The sequence below is a fragment of the Streptomyces sp. NPDC058665 genome, from assembly GCF_042714995.1.
GTDB lineage: Bacteria > Actinomycetota > Actinomycetes > Streptomycetales > Streptomycetaceae > Streptomyces.
Map to the genome: position 1 here is coordinate 89,522 of NZ_JBHXRX010000016.1, position 24,052 is coordinate 113,573.

General features: G+C 71.1%; 21 protein-coding genes. 18 read left to right on the forward strand and 3 right to left on the reverse strand.

Going from position 1 to position 24,052, the window contains the following annotated elements; translation table 11 throughout:
* Nucleotides 1-3 precede the first annotated feature (3 nt).
* The 6 genes from ACFWV8_RS13020 (at nucleotide 4) to ACFWV8_RS13045 (ending at nucleotide 5,763) form a co-directional block, all read left to right on the forward strand.
* The gene (locus tag ACFWV8_RS13020; RefSeq protein WP_384200448.1) at nucleotides 4-1,008 is read left to right on the forward strand and encodes an ABC transporter permease; all 1,005 of its coding nucleotides are present in this window, start codon (nucleotides 4-6) and stop codon (nucleotides 1,006-1,008) included.
* A gap of 37 nt (nucleotides 1,009-1,045) precedes the next feature.
* Nucleotides 1,046-1,999: an ABC transporter permease gene (locus ACFWV8_RS13025; RefSeq protein WP_384200525.1), complete on the forward strand. Its 954-nt coding sequence runs from the start codon at nucleotides 1,046-1,048 to the stop codon at nucleotides 1,997-1,999.
* Nucleotides 2,000-2,005: 6 nt separating this feature from the next.
* A complete protein-coding gene (locus ACFWV8_RS13030) occupies nucleotides 2,006-3,037 on the forward strand; it encodes an ABC transporter ATP-binding protein (RefSeq protein ID WP_384200450.1) in 1,032 nt (343 codons plus the stop codon).
* Nucleotides 3,034-4,101 (forward strand): ABC transporter ATP-binding protein, encoded by a 1,068-nt coding sequence (locus tag ACFWV8_RS13035; protein WP_384200452.1) that lies wholly within the window; start codon nucleotides 3,034-3,036, stop codon nucleotides 4,099-4,101. Before ACFWV8_RS13030 ends, ACFWV8_RS13035 begins: the two co-directional genes overlap by 4 nt.
* A 64-nt stretch (nucleotides 4,102-4,165) precedes the next feature.
* On the forward strand, nucleotides 4,166-4,840 hold the full coding sequence (locus ACFWV8_RS13040) for a trimeric intracellular cation channel family protein (protein ID WP_384200454.1): 675 nt from the start codon (nucleotides 4,166-4,168) through the stop codon (nucleotides 4,838-4,840).
* A 38-nt stretch (nucleotides 4,841-4,878) separates the two neighbouring features.
* Nucleotides 4,879-5,763 carry a thioesterase family protein gene (locus ACFWV8_RS13045; RefSeq protein WP_384200456.1) on the forward strand — a complete coding sequence of 295 codons (885 nt, stop codon included), beginning with the start codon at nucleotides 4,879-4,881 and terminating at the stop codon, nucleotides 5,761-5,763.
* A gap of 17 nt (nucleotides 5,764-5,780) precedes the next feature.
* Here the strand turns inward: ACFWV8_RS13045 and ACFWV8_RS13050 are convergent, their stop codons facing one another.
* The gene (locus ACFWV8_RS13050) at nucleotides 5,781-6,614 is read right to left on the reverse strand and encodes an alpha/beta fold hydrolase (protein WP_384200459.1); all 834 of its coding nucleotides are present in this window, start codon (nucleotides 6,612-6,614) and stop codon (nucleotides 5,781-5,783) included.
* 245 nt (nucleotides 6,615-6,859) lie between these two features.
* On the opposite strand from ACFWV8_RS13050, the gene ACFWV8_RS13055 reads away from it, so the two are divergent.
* Entirely contained in the window at nucleotides 6,860-8,023 is a 1,164-nt protein-coding gene (locus ACFWV8_RS13055; RefSeq protein WP_384200461.1) for a cysteine desulfurase family protein, read from the forward strand.
* A gap of 428 nt (nucleotides 8,024-8,451) precedes the next feature.
* Here ACFWV8_RS13055 and ACFWV8_RS13060 read toward each other — a convergent pair whose 3' ends face one another.
* Nucleotides 8,452-9,135: an N-acetylmuramoyl-L-alanine amidase gene (locus ACFWV8_RS13060; protein WP_384200527.1), complete on the reverse strand. Its 684-nt coding sequence runs from the start codon at nucleotides 9,133-9,135 to the stop codon at nucleotides 8,452-8,454.
* A gap of 150 nt (nucleotides 9,136-9,285) precedes the next feature.
* Between ACFWV8_RS13060 and mnmA the strand changes: the two genes are divergently transcribed.
* The 3 genes from mnmA to ACFWV8_RS13075 all read left to right on the forward strand — a co-directional run bounded on the left by mnmA (nucleotide 9,286) and on the right by ACFWV8_RS13075 (nucleotide 14,233).
* Nucleotides 9,286-10,416: a tRNA 2-thiouridine(34) synthase MnmA gene (gene mnmA, locus ACFWV8_RS13065; protein WP_384200463.1), complete on the forward strand. Its 1,131-nt coding sequence runs from the start codon at nucleotides 9,286-9,288 to the stop codon at nucleotides 10,414-10,416.
* A gap of 227 nt (nucleotides 10,417-10,643) precedes the next feature.
* Nucleotides 10,644-13,217 (forward strand): beta-galactosidase, encoded by a 2,574-nt coding sequence (locus ACFWV8_RS13070; protein WP_384200465.1) that lies wholly within the window; start codon nucleotides 10,644-10,646, stop codon nucleotides 13,215-13,217.
* Nucleotides 13,218-13,309: 92 nt separating this feature from the next.
* Nucleotides 13,310-14,233, forward strand: a complete 924-nt coding sequence (locus tag ACFWV8_RS13075; RefSeq protein WP_384200467.1) for an acetamidase/formamidase family protein — start codon at nucleotides 13,310-13,312, stop codon at nucleotides 14,231-14,233.
* Between the two features lie 60 nt (nucleotides 14,234-14,293).
* Here the strand turns inward: ACFWV8_RS13075 and ACFWV8_RS13080 are convergent, their stop codons facing one another.
* Nucleotides 14,294-14,623 (reverse strand): DUF427 domain-containing protein, encoded by a 330-nt coding sequence (locus tag ACFWV8_RS13080; protein WP_384200469.1) that lies wholly within the window; start codon nucleotides 14,621-14,623, stop codon nucleotides 14,294-14,296.
* Nucleotides 14,624-14,759: 136 nt separating this feature from the next.
* On the opposite strand from ACFWV8_RS13080, the gene ACFWV8_RS13085 reads away from it, so the two are divergent.
* The 8 genes from ACFWV8_RS13085 to ACFWV8_RS13120 all read left to right on the forward strand — a co-directional run bounded on the left by ACFWV8_RS13085 (nucleotide 14,760) and on the right by ACFWV8_RS13120 (nucleotide 24,037).
* Nucleotides 14,760-15,299, forward strand: a complete 540-nt coding sequence (locus ACFWV8_RS13085; RefSeq protein WP_384200471.1) for a TIGR00730 family Rossman fold protein — start codon at nucleotides 14,760-14,762, stop codon at nucleotides 15,297-15,299.
* A gap of 62 nt (nucleotides 15,300-15,361) precedes the next feature.
* Complete coding sequence (locus tag ACFWV8_RS13090) at nucleotides 15,362-16,051, forward strand: SDR family oxidoreductase (protein WP_329381165.1); 690 nt, start codon at nucleotides 15,362-15,364, stop codon at nucleotides 16,049-16,051.
* 5 nt (nucleotides 16,052-16,056) lie between these two features.
* Nucleotides 16,057-17,133, forward strand: a complete 1,077-nt coding sequence (locus ACFWV8_RS13095) for a methionine synthase (protein ID WP_384200473.1) — start codon at nucleotides 16,057-16,059, stop codon at nucleotides 17,131-17,133.
* A 100-nt stretch (nucleotides 17,134-17,233) separates the two neighbouring features.
* Nucleotides 17,234-19,498, forward strand: coding sequence for an NAD-dependent DNA ligase LigA (gene ligA / locus ACFWV8_RS13100; RefSeq protein WP_384200475.1), 2,265 nt, complete (start codon nucleotides 17,234-17,236; stop codon nucleotides 19,496-19,498).
* Nucleotides 19,499-19,732: 234 nt separating this feature from the next.
* Nucleotides 19,733-21,862, forward strand: a complete 2,130-nt coding sequence (locus tag ACFWV8_RS13105; protein WP_384200477.1) for a putative bifunctional diguanylate cyclase/phosphodiesterase — start codon at nucleotides 19,733-19,735, stop codon at nucleotides 21,860-21,862.
* A gap of 128 nt (nucleotides 21,863-21,990) precedes the next feature.
* Nucleotides 21,991-22,287 carry an Asp-tRNA(Asn)/Glu-tRNA(Gln) amidotransferase subunit GatC gene (gene gatC, locus ACFWV8_RS13110; RefSeq protein WP_016642027.1) on the forward strand — a complete coding sequence of 99 codons (297 nt, stop codon included), beginning with the start codon at nucleotides 21,991-21,993 and terminating at the stop codon, nucleotides 22,285-22,287.
* 5 nt (nucleotides 22,288-22,292) lie between these two features.
* The gene (gene gatA, locus ACFWV8_RS13115) at nucleotides 22,293-23,798 is read left to right on the forward strand and encodes an Asp-tRNA(Asn)/Glu-tRNA(Gln) amidotransferase subunit GatA (RefSeq protein ID WP_384200479.1); all 1,506 of its coding nucleotides are present in this window, start codon (nucleotides 22,293-22,295) and stop codon (nucleotides 23,796-23,798) included.
* Nucleotides 23,795-24,037, forward strand: a complete 243-nt coding sequence (locus tag ACFWV8_RS13120; protein WP_329381154.1) for a hypothetical protein — start codon at nucleotides 23,795-23,797, stop codon at nucleotides 24,035-24,037. Before gatA ends, ACFWV8_RS13120 begins: the two co-directional genes overlap by 4 nt.
* Nucleotides 24,038-24,052 lie beyond the last annotated feature (15 nt).

The following is a 24,052-nucleotide window of genomic DNA, read 5'->3' on the forward strand; positions in this document are numbered from 1 at the left end:
GGGGTGCTGAGACTCGTCGCACGACGACTGCTGCAGCTGATACCCACCCTGCTCGGTCTGTCGGTTCTGCTCTTCCTGTGGCTGAACCGGCTGCCCGGCGGACCCGCGTCGGCGATCCTCGGCGAGCGCGCGACCGAGGCCGAAGTGGCCCGCATCAACCGGGCGTTGGGGCTCGACGAGCCGGTATGGGTCCAGTACGGACGGTTCATCAAGCGGATCTTCCAGCTCGACCTCGGCACCTCCACTCAGACCGGCAGGCCGGTGTGGGAGGAATTCACCCTGCGCTTCCCCGCGACCGTCGAACTCGGCGTCGCCGCCATGGCCATCGCGATCGTGGTGGGCATTCCGCTCGGCTACTTCGCCGCCCGGCGCCGCGGCAGCTGGCTCGATGTGACGGCGGTGTCCGGCTCGCTGCTCGGCATCTGCGTGCCGGTCTTCTTCCTGGCGCTGCTCCTCAAAGGGCTCTTCGCCGTCAACCTCGGGATCTTCCCGAGCTACGGCCGGCTCTCGACCGGTATCGACGCGACGAAAGTCACCGGATTCGCCGTCCTGGACGGCCTGTTGACCGGTGAGTTCGACGCCTCGTGGGACGCGATCATGCATCTGGTGCTGCCGGCGCTCGCGCTCGCCTCCATCCCGCTCGCCGTCATCGTGCGGATGACCAGGGCCAGCGTGCTGGAGGTGCTGGGCGAGGACTACGTACGTACGGCGGAGTCCAAGGGCCTGGACAAGCGCGTCGTACGCGCCCGGCACGTCCTGCGCAACGCGCTGCTGCCGGTGATCACCGCGGTCGGTCTGCTGACCGGCAGTCTGCTGTCCGGCGCCGTCCTGACCGAGTCGGTGTTCACCTTCGGCGGGATCGGATCGTTCATCCGTACGTCGATCGACGCACGTGACTATCCCGTGCTCGTCGGCTTCATCCTCTTCATCGCGCTCGTGTACGTCCTGATCAATCTGCTGGTCGACGTGGCGTACAGCCTCATCGACCCGAGAGTGCGGGTGCACTGACGTGAACGCCAACCCCGGCGCCGGCAGCACGCCCGGCGTGACGAAGAAGGCCGACAAGATCGACCGGCTCGCGCAGCTCACCGAGCGGACCGAGACCACCTCCGGCGCCGGCCTCTGGCGCGAGGCGTTCCGGCGGCTGCGCGCCAACAAGGCGGCGATCATCGGCGGCGTCGTGATCGGCCTGTTCGTGGTGATCGCGATCGTCGGCCCGTGGCTCGCCCCGTACAGCCCCACCGCCCAGGACTGGCGCGGCGAAGTCTTCCCCAACCAGGGGCGCTTCGTCGGACCCCGCGGCGAGAACTGGTTCGGTCTCGACCATCTCGGCCGCGACGAGTTCTCCCGGATGCTCGTCGGCGCCCGGCAGACCCTGCTCGTGGGCGTCGTCTCGATGCTCATCGGGCTGGTGGCCGGCGCGGTCATCGGCGCCGTGTCGGGCGCGGCGGCGACGCTCGGCGGGGAGCCGGGCAAGCGCGTGGACACCGTCATCATGCGCGTCACCGACATCATGCTGGCGCTGCCCTCGCTGCTGCTGGCCGTGTCCGTCGCCGCCGTGCTCGGCCAGTCGCTGACCACCGTGATGATCGCGGTGGGCGTGGTGCAAGTGCCGGTGTTCGCACGGCTGTTGCGCGGTTCGATGCTCGCGCAGGGCAGCTCGGACCATGTCCTGGCGGCCAAGGCGGTGGGCATCCGCAAGCGCCGTATCGTCCTCACCCAGATCCTGCCCAACTCGCTCAGCCCGGTGATCGTCCAGGCGACGCTCAGCCTCGCCACCGCGATCATCGAGGCCGCCGCCCTGTCCTATCTGGGGCTCGGCAATCCGGACCCGGCGATCCCGGAGTGGGGCGTGATGCTGTCGCAGGCGCAGCGCTTCTTCGACAACGCGCCGATGATGTCGGTCTATCCGGCGGTCGGGATCATCGTCACCGCTCTTGGCTTCACGCTGCTCGGTGAGGCGATGCGGGAAGCCCTCGATCCGAAGCTGCGAGGCTGAAATCCTATGTCGCTACTGTCGGTTGACGCGCTGTCGGTGACCTTCGCGGGGCAGGGAAGGGGGCGGGGTGCCGGCCGAGGGCTCGGCACGAAGGCCGTCGACGGTGTCTCCTTCGATGTCGCCGAGGGCCAAGTCGTAGGACTGGTGGGCGAGTCGGGCTGCGGCAAGTCCGTGACCGCGCTCGCCCTGATGGGGCTGCTCCCGGGGAAGGGGGTGAGCGTCGGCGGGCGCGCGGAGTTCGACGGCGCGGACCTGCTCTCCATGGGCGAGAAGAAGATCCGCGATCTGCGCGGCAGCCAGCTCGCGATGATCTTCCAGGACCCGCTCTCCTCGCTCAACCCGGTCGTCCCCATCGGCGTTCAGGTCACCGAGATCCTGAGCCGCCACCGCGGGCTGAAGGGCGAGCCGGCCCGTAAGGAGGCCGCCTCGCTGCTCGACCGGGTGGGGATCCCCGACCCGGACCGGCGGCTGAAGGAGTACCCGCACCAGCTCTCCGGCGGCATGCGGCAGCGCGCGCTCATCGCCATGGCGGTCGCGTGCGCGCCGCGCCTGCTGATCGCGGACGAGCCGACGACGGCGCTCGACGTCACCATCCAGGCCCAGATCCTCGAACTCCTCAAGGAGTTGGTAGACCAGCAGGGCACGGCGCTTCTGATGATCACTCATGACCTGGGCGTCGTCGCCGGGTTGTGCGACCAGGTCAACGTGCTCTACGCGGGGCGGGCGGTGGAGACGGCCGGCCGCCGAGAACTGTTCGCGCACCCCACCCATCCGTACGCGCACGGTCTGCTCGGCTCCATCCCGCGTCTCGACGCACCGCGCGGCGACCCGCTCAGGCCGATCCGCGGGTCGATCAACGACAAGATCGCTTGGGCCGACGGCTGCGCGTTCGCGCCCCGCTGCGACTTCTACACGATGGAGTGCCTGACGGGCACACCGGAACTCACCGAACCGCGCGCACCGGGCCACCAGGTGCGCTGCGTCAACCCGGTCCTGCCGGCGGAGGCTGCCACCGGCACGGCGGAGGTCTCCTCATGAGTCTGCTCGAACTGGACGGTGTCAAGGTCCACTTCCCCGTCAAGAAGGGCATCTTCTTCGACCGTACGGTCGGCCATGTCTACGCCGTCGACGGTGTCTCGCTGAAGGTCGAGGCGGGTCAGACGTACGGCCTGGTCGGCGAGTCGGGCTGCGGCAAGACCACCCTCGGCCGGGCGGTCCTGCGCCTCGTCGACATCACCGAGGGCGAGGTCGTCTTCGACGGCACGGATCTGGCGAAGCTGCCGGACGAGGAGATGCGGCGGATCCGGCACCGCCTCCAGATGGTCTTCCAGGACCCGCTCGGCAGCCTCAACCCCCGGCAGAACATCGAGTCGATCCTGGCCGAGGGCATGGCGGCGCACGGCATCGGGGCGGACCAGGAGGAGCGCCGCGAACGGATCAAGAAGATCCTCGCGGAGGTCGGCCTGCCGGCGAACGCGCTCTCGCGCTATCCGCACGAGTTCTCCGGCGGCCAGCGCCAGCGCATCGGTATCGCGCGGGCGCTCGTCCTCGAACCGGACGTGATCATCTGCGACGAGCCGGTCTCCGCGCTCGACGTCTCCATCCAGGCGCAGGTGATCAACCTCCTTGAGGAGCTCCAGGAGTCCAAGGGCCTGACCTATCTCGTCATCGCCCACGACCTGGCCGTGGTCCGCCACATCTCGGATGTCATCGGCGTCATGTATCTGGGCTCGCTGGTGGAGGAGGCACCGAGCGACGCGCTGTACGCGGAGCCGAGGCACCCGTACACGAAGGCGCTGATGTCGGCGGTGCCGGTGCCCGACCCGGACCTGGAGGACCGCCGCGAACGCATCCTGCTCCACGGCGATCTGCCGTCCCCGGCGGCCCCGCCGGCGGGGTGCCGATTCCACACCCGCTGCCCGTGGAAGCAGGAGACGCGGTGCGCGACGGAGCGGCCGGAGCTGACGGTGGTGGGGGACGGCCACCGGGTGGCGTGCCACTTCGCGGCGGACATCGAGGCGGGGACGGTGGAGCGGACGAGGGCGACCGGGATCGCGGCTGTGACGGAGACGGAGCCGGGGGCACTGACGGAGCCGGTGTGAGACGGGGAACGTGAGGGGTGCCGGCGCTTGACCTGGCGCTTTGTTCACGGTGTAGAACGGTCTGGTGTTCGAAGAACTGTTCACCCCCTCCGTCCAGCACTCGCTCGACCTCGCGGGCATCTTCGTCTTCGCGATATCCGGCGCCCTGCTGGCCGTCCGCAAGAACTTCGACGTCTTCGGGATAGCGGTGCTCGCCGAGGTCACCGGGCTGGGCGGCGGGCTGCTCCGGGACCTGGTCATCGGAGCCGTACCGCCCGCGGCCTTCACCGACCTCGGCTACTTCACCATGCCGCTGGTCGCGACGGTCCTGGTCTTCTTCCTGCATCCGCATGTCGAGCGCATCCAGGGCGCGGTGAACGTCTTCGACGCGGCGGGGCTCGGGCTGTTCTGCGTCACGGGCACGGTGAAGGCGCACGAGTACGGGCTCGGCCTCGTCCCGTCCGCCGCACTCGGCCTCGCGACGGCCGCGGGCGGTGGTGTGCTGCGCGACGTGCTCGCCAACGAGGTCCCGTCACTGCTGCGTTGGGACCGCGACCTGTACGCGGTGCCCGCGATCGTCGGCGCGACGATGGTGGTGATCTGTATCCGTCTCGACGCGCTGACCGGGCTGACGAGCGGGCTCGCGGTCGTCACCGCGTTTGTGCTGCGGCTGCTGGCGATGCGCTTCCACTGGCGGGCGCCGCGCGCGTACAACCGCCGCTCGACGGCCGCCGAGGGGCCGACGGAACCGAACATCTAAGCTACCGCTCAGTATTGCTTTGTTGTACTGTTCTGGTCATGGCACAGGCAGCGCGGACAGCACAGGCAGCGCGGACGTCCTCCGCGGACAGCGAGTTCGACCGGGACACCTCCGTCACCCTCCGCGAGCCGGGCGTCTACGACGCCGACCTCTCCGAAGGCTGGACGATCCTTTCCGCCGTCAACGGCGGTTATCTGTTGGCGATCGTGGCCCGCGCCCTGCGTGACGCGCTGCCGCACCCCGATCCGTTCACGGTCACCGCCCACTATCTGACCCCGTCCAAGCCCGGCCCCGCCGTCGTCCGTACGGAGACGGTGCGCACCGGCCGGAGCCTCGCCACGGGCCAGGCGTCGCTCTTCCAGTACGAGGCGGACGGCACCGAGGTCGAACGCGTCCGGGTCATGGCCGCGTACGGCTCGCTGGACTCGCTCGGCGACGACGTCCGCACCTCGGTGAAGCCGCCCGCACTGCCACCGTCCGAGCAGTGCCTCGGTACGGAGGACGGGCCCGCCGCCTTTCCCGACGACTCGGGCTTCGCGCGGCGTGTGCTGATCAGGCTGGACCCGGCCACCGCGGGCTGGGCGATCGGCGCCCCGTCCGGCAAGGGCGAGATGCGCGGCTGGTTCTCGCTGGCCGACGGCCGTGAGCCGGACCCGCTCTCGCTGCTGCTGACGGTGGACGCCTTCCCGCCGACCGCCTTCGATCTCGGGCTCATGGGCTGGACCCCGACCGTCGAACTGACCACGCACATCCGCTGCCGCCCCGCGCCGGGGCCGCTGCGGGTCTTCGTCACCACGCGGAATCTGGCCGGCGGCTATCTGGAGGAGGACGCGGACGTCTGGGACAGCGCGGACCGCCTGGTGGCCCAGGCCCGCCAGCTGGCCAGGGCCCCTCGCGAGACGAGGGTGCCGGGGGCGCGGTAGCGGGGCCGTCGTCGCGGTCATGGAGCCGGACGGAGGAAGTCGGCCAGGGCCAGGGTGAGTTCGGCGGGCGCGTCCTCCTGTACGAGATGGCCCGCGCCCGCGACGAGACGCAGCTCGGCCCCGGGGACCAGCCCGGCGAGCTGCCGCCCCTTCTCGTGCGGGATCCAGGTGTCCTCCTCGCCCCAGCAGATCAGCACCGGCAGGTCCAACTCGCCGTACCGGCCCTCGATCTCGTCGGTGAAACGCCGGTCGTTCTGGGCGATCTGCCGGTAGAACGCGGGCTGCCCCGCCTCGGTGCACCAGGGCTCCACCAGCGCGTCCAGGACGTCGGGGCGCAGCCCGGGGTGGCTGGCCGAACCGACGTACTCCCGCACGAGCGCCCGATGCGGTCCGGGCGGCAACCGGCCGAAGACATGGCCGTGTTCACCGAGGAGCCGGTACGTGGGAGACCCCCAGGGCGCGAGTGCCACGGGGTCGACGAGCGCCAGCCTTTCGTACCGCGCCCCGTGCAGCAGCGTCGCGCGCAGGGCGACGCATCCCCCGAAGTCGTGCGCGACGACCGCGGGCCGCTCCAGCCCCCAGTGCCCGAGCAGTTCGCCGAAGACCCGCGCCTGCGCGCCGAGCGAGACGTCCTGCCCCCGCCGCATCTCCGACGCCCCGAACCCGGGCATGTCCCACACGTACACGCGATGCCGCCGCGCGAGGGCCCGCGCGGGGTCCCGCCATACGTACGACGAGAACGGCGTCCCGTGCAGCAGCACGACGGGCGGTCCGTCGGCGGGCCCGAGAACTCCCCACCGGACGTCATTGGCCGAGCTGCGATACGTGCGGTCGAGAGTCCATCCATCCATGCCCGCCACGCTACGTGCCGGGTCTGACAGCGGCCGGGGCCCGGGAGCCGGCGGGCGTCGCGCGCTCGTCTCCGGTGGTGCGGGGTGTCGAACCGGCGATCCGGTTCGGCGGTGACAAATATCTCGGCTTCAGCCGCGACCCGTCGTGCCACCCCTGCGGGAGCGCTCCGTACCGCTCCAAACCCCCGTTCCACCCCCGCCCACCGCGACCGGCAGCCACCGCGGCTCGTAGAATCGGCACCACCATGGCTTATCTCGACCACGCCGCTACCACCCCGATGCTTCCCGAGGCGATCGAGGTGATGACCGCCCGGTTCGCCGACGTCGGCAACGCGTCCTCGCTGCATGCCGCCGGGCGGCGGGCCCGGCGTACCGTCGAGGAGGCGCGCGAAGGCCTCGCCGACTCCCTCGGCGCCCGGCCCAGCGAGGTCGTCTTCACCTCCGGCGGCACGGAGGCCGACAACCTCGCGGTGAAGGGCCTCTACTGGTCGCGCCGGGACGCCGACCCGGCCAGGACGCGCGTACTCGCCAGCCCCGTGGAGCACCACGCGGTCCTCGACGCCGTCGACTGGCTCGGCGAGCACGAGGGCGCGAACGTCGAGTACCTGGCCGTCGACGGATACGGCAGGGTCTCGCCCGAGACCCTGCGCGCGGCCATCGAGCGCAACCCCGACGACGTGGCCCTCGCCACCGTCATGTGGGCGAACAACGAGATCGGCACGATCCTCCCCGTACGCGAACTCGCCGAGGTCGCGGCCGAGTTCGGGGTTCCGCTGCACTCGGACGCCGTCCAGGCGTTCGGCCAGACCGAGGTCGACTTCGGCTCATCCGGGCTCGCCGCGATGACCGTCACCGGCCACAAGGTCGGCGGCCCCTACGGCGTCGGCGCGCTTCTCCTCGGCCGTGAGTACACCCCCGTCCCCGTCCTGCACGGCGGCGGCCAGGAACGCCATGTGCGCTCGGGCACCCTCGACGTCCCCGCCATCGCCGCGTTCGCCGTCGCGGGGCGGCTCGCCGCCGAACGGCGCGGCGAGTTCGCGCGTGACATCGGCGCTCTGCGGGACGAGTTGATCGCCTCCGTACGGAAGGCCGTTCCGGACGCGATCCTCGGAGGCGACCCGGTCGACCGCCTCCCCGCCAACGCCCATTTCAGCTTCCCGGGGTGTGAGGGCGACTCGCTGCTCCTGCTGCTGGACGCGCAGGGGATCGAGTGCTCGACGGGATCGGCCTGTACGGCGGGGGTGGCCCAGCCCAGCCACGTACTGCTGGCCACCGGCACCGCCCCCGAACTGGCGCGCGGCACCCTGCGGTTCTCCCTCGGCCACACTTCTACGGAGGCGGACGTCAAGGCGGTCGCGTCGGCGATCGGCCCTGCGGTGGAGCGGGCGAGGACGGCGGGTCTGAGCTAGCGTCTCTCCGGCCGGAGGCTGGCTGGGTTGCGGCCGGTGTCCGGGTGCCGCTCCGGGGTCATGCCCGGACGGCGTGATTTACGCCGCGTGCCACGCTCGTTGGTGTATTGGGAGCCGGGTCGTCCACGCGGCACAAATCAGCCTGAGTGTCCGGACACGACCCCTGCGCGTCCCCCTCTCAACCTGCGGACGGGTACGGCGCCGGGCCACCCATCCGGTTGTGGCGGGTGTCGTGGCGGCGTGAGGGGGGCGGGGTCGGAGGAGGGGTGTGTTCGGACACTCAGGCTGATTTGTGGCGCGTGAACAAGAACGTCTCGTCGGGTCCAACGAACAGGGCACGCGCCGTAAATCATGCCGTCCGGACATACCCCTCCGGAGGCCCCGCCCCCCGCTCCCGGCAACGAACAGCAACCCAGCTCCAGCTCCCGCTACCGCGACGCGCGCTCCGCCCGCACCAGCTTCATGTACCGCTCCCAGTCCCAGTGCGGCCCCGGGTCCGTGTGGTCCGTGCCCGGGACCTCCACGTGGCCGATGATGTGCTTCCGGTCGACCGGTATCCCGTACCGCTCACAGATTCCCGCCGTCAGCCGCGCCGACGACGCGTACATCGCGTCCGTGAAGTCCTCCGGCCGGTCCACGAAGCCCTCGTGCTCGATGCCGACGCCGCGTTCGTTGTACGAGCGGTTCCCCGCCTGGTACGCCACGTCCAGCTCGCGGATCATCTGCGCCACATGCCCGTCCTTGCGCACCACGTAGTGCGTGGCCGCCTGGTGCGCCGGGTCCTTGAAGACCTTGAGCGCGGTCCGGTAGCTGCCCTGCACGACGTGGATGATCACGCGGTCCACGGCGTAGTCGTCGGGCCGGTCCGCCCGGCGCCAGTTCGCCGACGACGCCGCCACCCACTCGGCGCCCGCGTGATCGAGCTCACCCGGCTTGCGCGGCTTCTCCACGCCCGGCACGCGATACCAGAGCCGGGTCGCCTGGTCCTGGCCCGCCACCACCGCGCTCGCCCCGCCGCCCACCAGCACGGCGGCGCCGCCGATCAGAAGCGTGCGCCGGCCGATCCCCGGACCCCCGCCCCGACGTCCACCGTCCCCGCCCCCGTCGCTCACCGGCCCGTCGCCGGCCGGCGTCCCGCCCTCGTCCGAGCCGCCCGCGCCCGGGATGTCACCGCTCACGGCCCCCCGCCTTCTCTTGCCCATGGACCGACAACGGATACTCGCGCGACTCTGGTTCCCCGGCACCCGTACGCTGGTGTGGCTATGACTCAGACACCCCAGCGCCCTCTCCGTGTGCTCGCCGCCATGTCCGGCGGCGTGGACTCCGCCGTCGCCGCCGCCCGTGCCGCCGAAGCCGGCCACGACGTCACCGGTGTCCACCTCGCGCTCTCCGCGAACCCGCAGTCGTTCCGTACGGGCGCGCGGGGCTGTTGCACCATCGAGGACTCCCGCGACGCACGCCGGGCCGCCGACGTCATCGGCATCCCCTTCTACGTATGGGACCTCGCCGAGCGCTTCCGTGAGGATGTCGTCGAGGACTTCATCGCCGAGTACGAGGCCGGGCGCACCCCGAACCCGTGTCTGCGCTGCAACGAGAAGATCAAGTTCGCTGCGCTGCTCGACAAGGCGATCGCGCTCGGCTTCGACGCCGTCTGCACCGGCCACTACGCGACGGTCGTCACCGGCCCCGACGGGACCCGTGAGCTGCACCGCGCGAGCGACATGGCCAAGGACCAGTCGTACGTCCTCGGTGTGCTCGACGAGCGCCAGCTCGCGCACGCCATGTTCCCGCTCGGGGACACCCTCACCACGAAGGACGAGATCCGCGCGGAGGCCGAGCGCCGCGACCTGGCCGTCGCCAAGAAGCCCGACAGCCACGACATCTGCTTCATCGCGGACGGCGACACCCAGGGCTTCCTCGCCGCCCGTCTCGGCAAGGCGGAGGGGGACATCGTCGACGAGTCCGGGGCCAAGGTCGGTACGCACGAGGGCGCCCACGGGTTCACGATCGGCCAGCGCAAGGGCCTGCGGATCGGCCACCCGGCGCCGGACGGCAAGCCGCGCTACGTGCTGGACATCTCGCCCGTCGACAACAGGGTGACGGTCGGCCCCGCCGCCGCCCTCGACGTGACCGCGCTGACGGCCATCAAGCCCCGCTGGTGCGGCGGTACGGCCCCGTCCGGCCCCGGCGCCTACACGGCCCAGCTGCGCGCCCACGGCGACGAGACACCGGTCACCGCCGAACTGGTCGACGGCACCCTGCGCGTCGACTTCGCGGAGCCCGTACGGGGCGTGGCCCCGGGCCAGGCGATCGTGCTGTACGACGGCACGCGTGTGGTCGGCTCGGCCACGATCGCGACGACGGCACGGCGCACGGAAGCCCTGACCGCCTGACGGGACGGGCTGGGCGCCCGACGGGCTCGCGGGGGCCGGTCGGCTGACGGGCCGGTCGGGATCACGGGCGGCCGGCCCCGTTACCCAAGCGTGATCAGACGGGCACTTGTGGCCCGTGAGGGGCCTGCTCCAGGGTTCGTGTAAGCGCATACAGGCAGCGCATACATCGGCTGCCGCCCGCTCCGCCGAGCCCCCCGTTCTTCTCTCCCCCCAGGAAGTACGACGCCATGACGCCTGCCGCCCCCGCCCCACGCCGCCGCACCGTCCTCGGCGGAGCCGCCCTCGGTACGCTCGCCACCGTCGGCCTGTCCGCCCGCGACGCCCAGGCCGCCGAAGCCGCCCAGGCGACGCCGGCCACCCCGGCCGCGCCCGGCGACACCACCCCGGCCGGCTCCGTCTCGTACCGGAACAAGCAGATCCTCATCGGCGGGAAACCCGCGCTCGTCCTCGCCGGAGAGATCCACTACTTCCGCCTGAAGAAGGCGGACTGGCAGTCCAGGCTCGACCGCGCCAAGGCCGCCGGCCTCAACACCATCGCCTCGTACATCCCCTGGATGTGGCACGAGTTGCCAGACGGCACCATCGACGTCACCGGCCGTACCCGCCCCGAGCGCGACCTCGGCGCCTTCATCGACCTCTGCCACCGCAACGGCTTCCTCTTCATCGCCCGCCCCGGCCCCTTCACCATGGCCGAGTTGAAGGGCGAGGGCGTCCCCGAGCGGGTGCGCGACGACCACCCCGAGATCGTCTCCACCGGCTGGCACGACGCCCCCGCCACCACGCCCACCGTCGACTACCTCGCGCCCGCCTTCCTCAAGGAGACGCGCCACTGGTACGCGGCGGTCATGCCCGTCCTCGCGAAGCGGCTGTACGGCAGCGGCGGCCCCGTCATCTCCGTGCAGCTCGACAACGAGATCGGGATGCTGGCCTGGGTCAGCAACTCGCCCGACCTCACCGACCACTTGACGGCGGACTTCGACGGCTGGCTGCGCACGGAGTACGGGGACTCACTCGCCGCCCGCTACCCCTTCGCGGGCGAGGACCTCGCCGGGCGGCGCAAGGCGATCCGCAATCCGAAGGACGCCTACGGCGCGGCCCTGATGCACGATCTGGGCCGCTTCATGCGGGGCCGCTTCGCGCGGTACGTCGCCGAACTGCGCACCGCCGCCGAGGAGTACGGGGTCACCGGCGTCCCGTTCGTGATCAACATCCACGGCACCTCCGACAGCCGCGCCGAACCGTTCCCCATCGGGATCAGCCAACTCATGGAGACCTACGGGGGAATCGCGGGGACGATCTCCGGCGCGGACTTCTACCTCGGCGATCTGACCCTGCGCAATGTCACCGACCTGTATCTCATCAACGCCTTCATGGACGCGGTCAACGACAAGGACCAGCCGGTCACGGCGCTGGAGTTCGACGCCGGGCACGCCGACTACGGGCAGAACATGGACCAGCAGACCAGCCCGTCGGGCGTGGATCTCAAGACCAGGCTCTGTATCGCGCAGGGCGCGAAAATGCTCAACTACTACCTGTTCGCGGGCGGGTTCAACCCGAAGCTCGACAAGCCGACCGGCGACGGGAACGACCGGATCGGCATCACGGGCGAGCGGCACGGCTTCGCCGCACCGGTCGATCCGGAGGGCCGGCCGGGCGTCAGCTACGCGTCGACGCGGGAGACCGTACGCGCGATGGGCGGGCTCGCCGACGTCCTCGCGCCGATGCGTACGACGTACGACGACGTGGCGCTCGGTTTCGTACCGGACCACTATCTGACCGAGTACCACCCGCCGGAACTGGCCTCCGTACAGCGCGTGCTGGACGAAGCGGTGAACACACGCGGCGCGGGCCCGCGCGGCTCCCTGGCCCGCGCGATGCTGCTCGGCGGTTTCCGCTACCGGAGCGTGAACCTCCAGGCGGGCGATCCGGACCCGAAGGACGTACCGGTGATCGCGCTGGCCACCGGCGAGCATCTGGGGGCCGGACTCCAGCGGCGCCTCGTCCGTTTTACGGAGGCGGGCGGAAAGCTGCTCCTGTCGGGGAGGCTGCCGGTCAAGGACATGGCCGACAAGCGCTGCACCGTGCTCGCGGACGCGCTGGGCCTGAAAGCCGGCTCCACCCTCACCGACGCGAACCGTTTCTGGCTGTCCGTCACCGCCCACGACTGGGCGGCGCCACTCCCCGAAGTACGGCTGTCACGCGCCCAGTTGTGCGAGCCCACGCGGGGCAGGACGGTGCTGCGCGAGCTGTCCACCGGCAAGGGCTGCGGCTTCGACATCCCGCTCGGCGGGGGGCGAGCCGTCGTGATCACCACGGACTACCAGTGCGACCTCACCTTCTGGGGACGTGCCTTCCGCGCCCTGGACGCCACCCCGGGCATCCGGCACAGCGCGACCGACCCGGGAGTCTTCCTGCTGACGACGGCGGACGGCGAGCGCGGACGGCTGCTGCACGCCTTCAACGTCTCGTCCGGATACGACCAGGACTTCACGGTCACCGAGAACGGCAAGCCCCTTTTCGGCGGCGAGAAGCTGCATCTGCCCGGTCGTACGGCGGCGATCCTGCCGCTCGGACTGGACGTGGGCGGCCTGCGCGTGGCGTACGCGACGGCGGAACTCACCGGCGCCGCCGACGGCCGCGCGACGTTCCGCGCGCTCGGCGGCGCAGGCGCTTCGGGCGGCGGGGAGTCGGTGGTCGCGGTGGAGGGTCCGGCACGGTGCGAGGGCGCGCGTGTCTCGACCGAGGGCGGCCGGACCGTACTGCGCGTACGCCGGGCCGAGTTCACGGTGCGCCGCGGCTGAGCGCAGCGCCTGAGCACCCAACGGCCCCGGGCCACGCCCTCGCCTCTGTGGGAGGCTGGCGCGGACCCGCCGCCGACCGAAGGGATCCCACCGTGGCCGAGCACTTCCTGGACTCCGCGCCCGGCACGGTGAGCGACGTCTTCTCGCGCGAACTGCCCCCGGTGCTCACCGTCGACCCCGGAGACACCCTCACCGTCCACACCCTCGACTGCTCGGGTCATCTGGAGCGGCGCCGTACGGCGGACGAGACCGTCCCGCGCATGTTCGACGAGCGCCGCGGCCACTGCCTGGTGGGGCCGGTCGCCGTACGCGGCGCCGAGCCGGGCATGGCCCTCTCCGTACGGCTGGAGTCCCTGCGCCCCGACGCGTGGGGCTTCACCGCGGCGGCGACGTCCGACACCCCGCTCAACCGCCGGCTGGGCATCGCCGACGAAGACTCCGAGTGGCTCGTGTGGGACCTGGACGCGGACAACGGCACCGGGAGGGACCAGTACGGCCACACGATCTCCCTGGCGCCCTTCCTCGGCGTCATCGGCACACCCCCGGACGAACCCGGCGAGCACTCCACGACGCCGCCCCGCACCCTCGGCGGCGGCAACATCGACTGCCGCGAACTGGTCGCCGGATCCACCCTGTTCCTCCCCGTCACTGTGCCGGACGCGCTGCTCAGCATCGGCGACGGGCACGCCGCGCAGGGCGACGGCGAGGTCTCAGGCACGGCGGTCGAGTGCGGCATGACGACCCGGCTCACCGTCGGTCTCCAGCCGTCCCCGCCGCTCCCCACGCCCCACGCGGTGACCCCGGCCGGCCGGATCACCTTCGGCTTCGACGCGGACCTCAACGAGGCGTCGGCGCGGGCTCTCGACGCGATGCTGACGTGGATGACGTCGCTGTACGGGGTGAAGCGGGCCACGGCGCTGGCTCTGGCGAGTACGACGGTCGATCTGCGGGTGACGCAGGTGGCCAACCAGGTGTGGGGAGTTCACGCGCTGCTGCCGGACGACGCGATCCGCTGAACCCCACGCGCCCGTGCCCGCACCGGGCATCGGCGGCGAGCATGGCGCGGGGCCCGCCGCTCAGCCCGCGACGACCTCGGTCTCGTAGAAGCAGAAGTGGTTCTTGATCTCGGCGACCTCGTCCTTCGGTTCGGGATACGCCCACACCAGATCGGGCGCGTCCGGCAGTGACCAGTAGGAGGCGTCGCCCTTGAACGGGCAGTGGGTGGTGGTGTCCGAGGGCGTCAGCAGCTCCGTGCGTACGTCCTCCGGCGGCAGGTAGTAACGGACGGGCAGTCCGGTCTCGCGTAGCAGCAACGGCCGGCGGCTGTCCGCGACGACCTGGCCGTCGCGCACGACCCGTACATGCGTGGTGCCCTGCTCGACGGTGATGGTGTGGCCCTTGGCCATGGCGATCCGCTCCTTCGGTGAATCCGGTCCCGCTTCGGTCCCGCTTCGGTCCCGCTCCTCGTGCTGGTCCGTTCTACCGTCAGCAACGGCCGGCCACGCCCTCTTCCCAAGGAGGTCACCCGGTTACCGTGGCTCCATGGATATCTGTGTCTTCCTCTCCGCCGCCGACCTGGACGAGCGCTACACCCGCCCCGCCCGGGAGTTCGCCGAACTCATCGGCAAGGGCGGTCACACGCTCGTCTGGGGCGGTTCCGACGTCGGGCTGATGAAGGTCGTCGCCGACGGGGTGGAGAAGGCGGGCGGGCGGCTCGTCGGGGTCTCCGTGGGCTTCCTCGGCGCCTCCGTGCGGGCGCGGGCCGACGAGATGGTGATCGCCGAGAACCTCGCGGAGCGCAAGGCGCTGCTCCTCGCGAAGTCCGACGCCGTCGTGATCATGGTGGGCGGTACGGGGACGCTGGACGAGGCGACCGAGATCCTCGAACTGAAGAAGCACGGACTGCACGACAAGCCCGTGGTGCTGCTCAACACGGCGGGCTTCTACGACGGGCTCAAGGCGCAGTTCCAGCGGATGGACAGCGAGGGCTTCCTCCCCGTACCCCTGACCGACCTGGTCTTCTTCGCGGAGGAGGCGGTGGGCGCCCTCGCCTATCTGGAGGAGTCCGCCGGTCTGCGCTGACCAGGCGCGGGGCCCCGGTGGGACCGTAGGGCCGCGCCATGGGGTGATGCGAACATGACCCCATGGCTACCCATCTGATCACCGGCGCCGGCTCCGGCATCGGCGCCGCTGTCGCGCGCCGGCTGCACGAGCGCGGCGACGACCTGCTGCTCTTCTCGCGCGACGCCGGCCGCGGCAAGGAGCTGGCCGCGGCCTTCCCCGGCGCCCGTACGCTCGTCGGCGACCTCGCGACCCCCGACCGGCTCTCCTGGGCGCTGTCGCACCAGACGCTGCCCGACCGGCTGGACTCGCTCCTGCACTTCGCGGGCGTCGTCGAGCTCGGCCCGGTCGCGGAACTCACCCCCAAGACCTGGACCGGTCAGCTGAACGTGAATCTTCTGGCGCCGGCGGAGCTGACCCGTCTCTTCCTGCCCCAACTGCGCGCCGCCAAGGGGCAGGTGATCTTCGTCAACTCGGGCGCCGGCCTGAACGCCCATGCCATGTGGGGCGCGTACGCCGCCTCCAAGCACGGCCTCAAGGCGCTCGCCGACGCCCTCCGTCAGGAGGAGCGGCCGAACGGCGTGCGTGTCACCTCGGTCTATCCGGGCCGTACGGCCACGCCCATGCAGGCCAAGGTGCACCGCCAGGAGGGCAAGGAGTACGACGCCCCGCGCTGGATCGACCCGGAGTCGGTCGCGACGACGATCCTCACCGCCCTGGACCTGCCGCGCGACGCGGAGATCAACGACCTGACGGTGCGGCCGGGACGATGAGGACGGTGAATCAGACCGACAACGGGACCGACGGGACCGACGGGACCCGGCCGGAGGGGCGGACCGGCGAGGCCGCGAACGACGTCCCGGCGAAGGCCGTATGGGGCGCCGCCACCGGCGTCGGGTCCATGCCGGGCACCGACGCCCGTGAGACGGCCAAGGCCGTCACCGGCACCTTCGAGGACTTCCCGCACCTCGCCGAACTGCCCGCGCGCGGCCCCGGCGCCGACATGATCGGCCGGACCGCCGGGCTGCTCGTCGAGGTCTTCGCCCGTGTGGAGCCAAGCGGCTGGCGGATCGGCGACCGTCCCGGCCGCGACACCCGGCGGTCCTGGTCCTGGCTGGGCGAGGATCTCGACGCGCTCGAAGAGTTCTCCCAGGGCTACGAGGGCCCGCTCAAGATCCAGGTCGTCGGCCCGTGGACGCTCGCCGCGGCTCTGGAACTGCGCAACGGCGAGTCGGCGCTCAGCGACCCCGGAGCCTGCCGCGATCTGGCCGGATCCCTGGTGGAGGGGCTGACGGCGCACCTCGCGGACGTACGGCGCAGGGTGCCGGGCGCCAGGCCGGTGCTCCAGCTCGACGAGCCGTCCCTCACCGCCGTACTGCGCGGGCAGATCAGGACGGCCAGCGGCTACCGCACCCACCGGGCGGTGGACCGGCAGGTCGTGGAGGACACGCTGCGCCAGGTGATGCGGGCGCACGAGGGTCCCGCCCTCGTGCACTCCTGCGCCCCCGACGTGCCGTTCGCGCTGCTGCGCCGGGCGGAGGCCGCAGCGGTCTCGTTCGACTTCTCGCTACTCACCGAGCGTGACGACGATGCGATCGGCGAGGCGGTGGAGGGCGGCGTGAGACTCCTTGCCGGGGTGGTGCCGGGCACTGACACCTCATTGTCAGACCCGGGAGGTAGCGTCATGGGTATCAGAACGCTGTGGCGCAGGCTGGGGCTGGATCCGGGGATTCTGGCGGAGTCCGTGGTGATCACTCCGGCGTGCGGGCTCGCGGGTGCTTCGCCCGCGTATGCGCGTGCGGCCATGGACCACTGTGTCAGGGCGGCGCGGTCTCTCGCGGACAACCCTGAGTGACATTCGGAGAGATGGGTCGTGCTGATCGCGGGGCTCGCGGCGACACGTCGGCGCAGTGAATCGGTGGGTCGGTGAATCGGTGAATCGGGAGGACGAAACGGTGGCTGGCGAACAGCAGACGGCAGTACCCGCGGAAGCGCGGGAGCGGCACGCGCACCTCGCCGAGCAGGTCGAGGAGCACCGGTTCCGGTATTACGTGAAGGACCAGCCGGTCGTCAGCGACGGCGAGTTCGACAAGCTGCTGCGCGCCCTGGAGGCGCTGGAGGAGCAGTACGGGGAGCTGCGTACGCCCGACTCGCCGACCCAGAAGGTCGCGGGGGCGTACGAGACGGAGTTCACCGCGGTCGAGCACCGCGAGCGCATGCTCTCCCTGGACAACGCGTTCGACGACGAGGAGCTGGCCTCCTGGGCGGAGCGCGTCGACAGGGAGGTGGGCGCTCCGGGCTACCACCTCCTGTGCGAGCTGAAGGTGGACGGACTCGCGGTCAATCTCACCTATGAGCAGGGCAGACTCACGCGTGCCGCGACCCGCGGCGACGGCCGCACGGGCGAGGACATCACGCCCAACGTCCGTACGATCGCGGAGATCCCGCACCGGCTGAAGGGCGAACGCGTCCCGGAGCTGGTCGAGATCCGCGGCGAGGTCTTCTTTCCCATGGAGGGCTTCCAGGAGCTCAACGCCCGGCTGGTCGGGGCCGGTGACAAACCGTTCGCCAATCCGCGCAACGCGGCGGCGGGTTCGCTGCGTCAGAAGGACCCCAGGATCACGGCGTCGCGTCCGCTGCACATGGTGGTGCACGGCATCGGCGCACGCGCGGGCTTCGACATCGACCGCCTCTCGCACGCCTATGAGCTGCTGGAGGAGTGGGGTCTGCCGACGGCCCAGCACAACAAGGTCGTCGAAGACCTCGCGGGCGTGCGGGAGTTCATCACCTACTTCGGTGAGAACCGGCACTCGGTGGCGCACGAGATCGACGGCGTCGTCATCAAGCTGGACGAGATCGCCCTCCAGGGGAGGCTCGGTTCGACCTCGCGCGCCCCGCGCTGGGCGATCGCCTGGAAGTACGCACCGGAGGAGGTCAACACCAAGCTGGTGGACATCCGGGTCGGTGTGGGACGCACCGGTCGGGTCACTCCGTACGCGGTGGTGGAGCCGGTCACGGTCGCCGGCTCCCAGGTCGAGTTCGCCACGCTCCACAACCAGGAGGTGGTGAAGGCCAAGGGCGTCCTCATCGGCGACACGGTCGTGCTGCGCAAGGCGGGCGATGTCATCCCGGAGATCCTCGGCCCGGTCGCCGATCTGCGGGACGGCAGCGAGCGCGAGTTCGAGATGCCGGCCGTCTGCCCCGAGTGCGGCACCGCGCTGCAGGCCATGAAGGAGGGAGACATCGACCTCCGCTGCCCCAACAGCCGCTCCTGCCCCGCCCAGTTGCGCGAGCGGCTGTTCTATCTCGGCGGCCGCAAGTGCCTGGACATCGAGAACTTCGGCTATGTCGCCGCCGCCGCGCTGACCAAGCCGCTGGAGCCGGCGACGCCTCCGCTGCTCAACGAGGGCGACCTCTTCACCCTCACCGTGGACCAGCTGCTGCCCATCAAGGCCTATGTGCTCGACATGGACAGCGGTCTGCCCAAGCGCGACCCGGAGACCGGCGAGGAGAAGATCGTCACCGTCTTCGCCAACCAGGAGGGCGGACCGAAGAAGAACGCCCTGGCGATGCTGGAGCACATCGAGGCCGCCAAGCAGCGCCCCCTGGCCCGCATCATCGCGGGGCTCTCCATCCGGCACGTGGGGCCGGTCGCCTCGGTCGCGCTGGCCCGGGAGTTCCGGTCCATCGACCGTATCGAACAGGCCACCGAGGAGGAGCTGGCGGCCGTCGAGGGCGTCGGCCCGACCATCGCCGCCTCGCTCAAGCAGTGGTTCGAGGAGGATTGGCACCGCGAGATCCTGCGCAAATGGCGCGAGGCCGGGGTCCGTATGGAGGAGGAGGGCACCGACGAGGACCGGGGACCGCGCCCGCTGGCGGGCCTCACCGTCGTCGTAACGGGCACGCTCGACAACCACACCAGGGATGGCGCGAAAGAGGCGCTCCAGACGCTCGGAGCGAAGGTCACGGGCGCCGTGTCGAAGAAGACGGCCTTCGTGGTGGTCGGTGAGAACCCCGGCTCCAAGTTCGACAAGGCGATGCAGCTGAAGGTGCCGGTGCTCGACGAGGCGGGGTTCGCCGTCCTGCTCGCGGAAGGCCCCGACGCGGCGCGGGAGGCCGCCCTACAGGCGCCGGAGGCCCCGGAGGAGGGGGAGCCGGAATCGGCCAAGGACACCCCGGAGACGGCTGACGAGGCGTCTGCGGAGAGTGCGGCAGAGTGACCGAACGGGCACAACGAGCCCTCGTAGGTCACCCGTTCGGCGCATACCAGATGGATAAGGAAGGGCGGGTTGCATTCGGGCAACAGCGGTAGAGCGCTGCCCGCCGACGCCGTTCGCGGCCTACTGTTGAGGGGTACGCCTGTCGTGCACGGCTGCGTGTGGGAAATCAGCCGTGGTGGCATGACAACGTGCCATCGCGTGGTAATGGCACTGCCGGCTGTGAGAGGGACGGGAATGAAACCGACCGAGAGCGCCGCCGCCCCGGTCCCACGCCCGCGCGCGTTCGCGGGAGTTGGAGGCACGTCGGCCGGAGTGGGCCTCGTCGTGGTGGGCCTCGCCGCCTTCGTGCTGGCACTCGGCATCGTCCTGCAGCTCCGGGACGGCCGGGCGCTCTTCCCGGACGGCACCACCGGCTGGTCGCTCGCCGTCCTCACCGGCATCGTCGTCGGTCATCTCGTCGCGCTCGGCCGCGACCGCTGGTGGGGCGGCACCGGCTCCGGCGCCGCCCTCACCCTCGCGGTGCTGCTCCTCTACGGCTGGGTGGCCGCCGGCCTCGTCAGCCTCGCCGTCGTGGTACTGGTCGGCATCGCCCGCAGGCACCGCTGGCGCCAGGGCGCGCTGCACGGCGCCGTGGACATCCTCGGCATCGGGGCGGCGGCGCTGGTCCTGCTCGCCTTCGGCGACGTACCGACCGTCGCGGAGCCCTGGCAGCCCCTCCACTGGGGGATCGGCACCGTCCCGGAGATCGTGCTGGCGGCCGGGGCCTATCTGGTGGTGACCCGCCTCCTCCTGTGGTATTCGCTGACCCCGCAGGGCGGCGGCCTGCCGACCGTCGCCCGTACGGCCCTGCTGCGGCAGAGTCTGCTCGCCGTCGCACTGCTCGGCATCACTCCGCTGATCTGCGTCGTCGCCGTGTCCAGACCGGTCGTCCTGCCCCTGTTCGCCGTCCCGCTGATCGCCCTCGACTCCACGCTGTGGATCGCCAGGGCCCGCGCCGAGGAGCAGCTGCGCGACCCCCTGACCGGGCTGCCCAACCGGCAGTGGCTCCTGGAGCGGACCTGGACGGCGCTGGAGGAGGCCAAGACCCTCGGGGCCCGCTCGGCGCTGGTGCTGATCGACCTCGACCGGTTCCGCTCCGTCAACGACACACTCGGCCATCTCGCGGGCGACAGACTCCTGTTGCAGATCGCGGAGCGGCTCAAACTGGCTCTGCCGCGCGGGGCGGAGGCCGCGCGGCTCGGCGGTGACGAGTTCGCCGTACTGCTGCCGCTGGTCGACTCCACGACCAGCGCGCAGCGCGTGGCCCGCCATCTCGCGGCCGAACTGTCCTCGCCGCTCGACCTGGACGGTCTGACGCTCGTCCTGGAGGCCAGTGCCGGCGTCGCCGTCCACCCCGAGCACGCGGTGGACGCGGAGGGGCTGCTCCAGCGGGCCGACGTCGCGATGTACCAGGCCAAGCGGGACCGTACGGGCGTGGAGGTGTACGAGTCCAAGCGGGACTCCAACACCCCCGACCGGCTCGGCCTGTTGGGCGATCTGCGCCGGGCGCTCGACGCGGGCGACGTGGAGCTGCACTACCAGCCCAAGGTCCGCTTCGACGGCCAGGTCGTCGGCCTGGAGGCGCTCGTACGGTGGGTGCATCCGGACCGGGGGAGGGTGCCCCCGGACGAGTTCATCGCGATCGCCGAGTCCTCGGGCCTGATGCCCTATCTCACCGAGTACGTGCTGGAGTCGGCGCTCGGCCAGGTCGCCCGCTGGCGCGCCCAGGGCCTGTTCGTACCGGTGGCCGTCAACGTCTCGCCGCGCGACGTCCACACCCCCGGCTTCGCCGGCGCGGTCGCCGCCCGGCTCGCCCGGCACGGCGTCCCGGCCGGCGCCCTCCAGCTGGAGATAACGGAGCATGTCCTGCTGGAGGACCCCCAGCGGGCCGCCGACACCCTCGCGGGCCTGACGGGCCACGGCGTGAAGATGTCCCTCGACGACTTCGGCACGGGCTACTCGTCGCTCGTGCATCTGCGCCGTCTCCCGGTGAGCGAACTGAAGATCGACCGTTCGTTCGTGGCCCGTCTCGCCATCGACAACGAGGACGCGGAGATCGTCCGTTGCACGATCGACCTGGCGCACTCGCTGGGCCTGGTGGTCGTCGCCGAGGGCGTCGAGGACGACGAGACCTGGGAGCGCCTGCGCGACCTGGGCTGCGACGCCGTCCAGGGCTGGCTCGTGGCAGCCGCGATGCCCCCGCACGAGGCGACGTCCTGGCTGCTGGCCCGCGGTGAGACCGGCTGGCGCCGCCCGTCGCCGACACCCGCCCTGGAGCCGCCGCGCACCGACGCGTCGGGTCCCTCCAGCCGCGTCGTCCAGTAAGGGACGCCGACAACGGACGCCTGTACGCGGCCGGGACGGGAGCGCCCGGGGGAAACCGTTTCGTGGGCACGGTGCCGGGCCCCATAGGATTGGGTCAAAATCCCGACACTCACCCAGAGGATCGCTGAATGCCTGGCATCACGCGCGAGGAGGTCGCCCACCTCGCACGGCTGGCGCGTCTGGAGCTGAAGGACGAAGAGCTCGATCACTTCGCCGGTCAGCTCGACGACATCATCGGCGCGGTCGCCCGCGTATCCGAGGTCGCCGACCAAGACGTTCCGCCGACCTCCCACCCGCTGCCGCTGACCAACGTCATGCGCGCGGACGAGGTACGCCCCTCGCTCACCCCCGAGCAGGCGCTCTCCGGCGCCCCGGCCCAGGAGCAGCAGCGTTTCAAGGTGCCGCAGATCCTGGGGGAGGACTAACAGTCATGACGGACATCAAGACCGACATCATCAGGCTCACCGCCGCCGAGATCGCCGAGAAGATCGCCTTCGGCGAGCTGACGGCCGTCGAGGTCACCGAGGCCCACCTCGCCCGTATCGAGGCCGTCGACGAGAAGGTCCACGCCTTCCTGCACGTCGACCGTGAGGGCGCCCTCGCGCAGGCCCGCGCCGTGGACGAGCGGAAGGCCAGGGGCGAGAAGCTCGGCCCGCTCGCCGGTGTGCCCCTCGCGCTGAAGGACATCTTCACCACCGAGGGCATCCCCACCACCGTCGGCTCCAAGATCCTCGAAGGCTGGATCCCGCCGTACGACGCGACCGTCACCCGGCGCCTCAAGGAGGCCGGTGTCGTCATCCTCGGCAAGACCAACATGGACGAGTTCGCCATGGGGTCGTCGACGGAGAACAGCGCGTACGGCGCCACGGGCAACCCCTGGGACCTCACCCGTATCCCCGGCGGCTCCGGCGGCGGCTCGTCGGCCTCCCTGGCCGCGTACGAGGCACCGCTCGCCATCGGCACGGACACCGGCGGCTCGATCCGCCAGCCGGCATCCGTCACCGGCACGGTCGGCGTCAAGCCCACCTACGGCGGCGTCTCCCGCTACGGCATGGTCGCCTTCTCGTCCTCGCTCGACCAGGGCGGCCCGTGTGCCCGTACGGTCCTGGACGCGGCCCTCCTCCACGAGGTCATCGCCGGACACGACCCGCTCGACTCGACCTCCATCGACGCCCCCGTCCCGCCGGTGGTCGAGGCCGCCCGCAACGGCAGCGTCGCCGGGATGCGCGTCGGCGTCGTCCGGCAGTTCTCCGGTGAGCACTACCAGGCCGGCGTCATGCAGCGGTTCGCCGAGTCCGTCGACCTCCTCAAGGAGCTCGGCGCCGAAGTGGTCGAGCTGGACTGCCCGTCCTTCGACCTCGGCCTCTCGGCGTACTACCTGATCGCGCCCTCCGAGTGCTCCTCCAACCTCGCGCGCTTCGACGCCATGCGCTACGGCCTGCGGGCCGGCGACGACGGCACCCGTTCGGCCGAGGACGTCACCGCCCTCACGCGCGCGGCCGGCTTCGGCGACGAGGTCAAGCGGCGCATCATGCTCGGTACGTACGCGCTCAGCTCCGGCTACTACGACGCGTACTACGGCTCGGCGCAGAAGGTCCGCACGCTGATCGTGCGGGACTTCGAGAAGGCCTTCGAGCAGGTGGACGTGATCGTTTCACCCACCACGCCCACCACCGCCTTCCCCATCGGTGAACGCGCCGACGACCCCATGGCGATGTACCTTTCCGATCTGTGCACCATCCCGACCAACCTGGCCGGAAACGCCGCCATGTCGCTCCCCTGCGGACTGGCGCCGGAGGACGGGCTGCCGGTCGGACTGCAGATCATCGCCCCCGCGATGAAGGACGACCGTCTCTACCGGGTAGGCGCGGCGGTCGAGGCGGCGTTCGTGGAACGCTGGGGACATCCGCTGTTGGAGGAGGCACCGTCGCTATGAGCGCAATGACCAAGAAGGCCAAGAACTTCAAGAAGTCCAAGTCCGGCGTGTACCTGTCGATCGGCACGACCGCCTTCGGCGCGATCAGCGTCGCCAAGCAGGCCAGGATGGCCCGTCAGGACAACGACACGCTGCGGCTGATCGACGCCGCCGTCTCCGCCGCCGCCATCGTCACCGGCATCGCTCTGCTCTACCGCGAGCTGAAGCGGCTGGGCGACGACGACGTCCTGCTGGGCTGAGCCCGCAGAGAGGGA

Excerpts from the sequence above, each read along its gene's own strand:
- ACFWV8_RS13055 (WP_384200461.1), top strand. The coding sequence starts at position 6,860 with ATGGCTTATCTCGACCACGCCGCTACCACCCCGATGCTTCCCGAGGCG.
- ACFWV8_RS13085 (WP_384200471.1), top strand. The coding sequence starts at position 14,760 with ATGGATATCTGTGTCTTCCTCTCCGCCGCCGACCTGGACGAGCGCTAC.
- ACFWV8_RS13050 (WP_384200459.1), bottom strand. The coding sequence starts at position 6,614 with ATGGATGGATGGACTCTCGACCGCACGTATCGCAGCTCGGCCAATGAC.
- gatC (WP_016642027.1), top strand. The coding sequence starts at position 21,991 with ATGCCTGGCATCACGCGCGAGGAGGTCGCCCACCTCGCACGGCTGGCG.
- ACFWV8_RS13030 (WP_384200450.1), top strand. The coding sequence starts at position 2,006 with ATGTCGCTACTGTCGGTTGACGCGCTGTCGGTGACCTTCGCGGGGCAG.
- mnmA (WP_384200463.1), top strand. The coding sequence starts at position 9,286 with ATGACTCAGACACCCCAGCGCCCTCTCCGTGTGCTCGCCGCCATGTCC.
- ACFWV8_RS13070 (WP_384200465.1), top strand. The coding sequence starts at position 10,644 with ATGACGCCTGCCGCCCCCGCCCCACGCCGCCGCACCGTCCTCGGCGGA.
- ACFWV8_RS13080 (WP_384200469.1), bottom strand. The coding sequence starts at position 14,623 with ATGGCCAAGGGCCACACCATCACCGTCGAGCAGGGCACCACGCATGTA.
- ACFWV8_RS13045 (WP_384200456.1), top strand. The coding sequence starts at position 4,879 with ATGGCACAGGCAGCGCGGACAGCACAGGCAGCGCGGACGTCCTCCGCG.
- gatA (WP_384200479.1), top strand. The coding sequence starts at position 22,293 with ATGACGGACATCAAGACCGACATCATCAGGCTCACCGCCGCCGAGATC.
- ACFWV8_RS13090 (WP_329381165.1), top strand. The coding sequence starts at position 15,362 with ATGGCTACCCATCTGATCACCGGCGCCGGCTCCGGCATCGGCGCCGCT.
- ACFWV8_RS13105 (WP_384200477.1), top strand. The coding sequence starts at position 19,733 with ATGAAACCGACCGAGAGCGCCGCCGCCCCGGTCCCACGCCCGCGCGCG.
- ACFWV8_RS13035 (WP_384200452.1), top strand. The coding sequence starts at position 3,034 with ATGAGTCTGCTCGAACTGGACGGTGTCAAGGTCCACTTCCCCGTCAAG.
- ACFWV8_RS13120 (WP_329381154.1), top strand. The coding sequence starts at position 23,795 with ATGAGCGCAATGACCAAGAAGGCCAAGAACTTCAAGAAGTCCAAGTCC.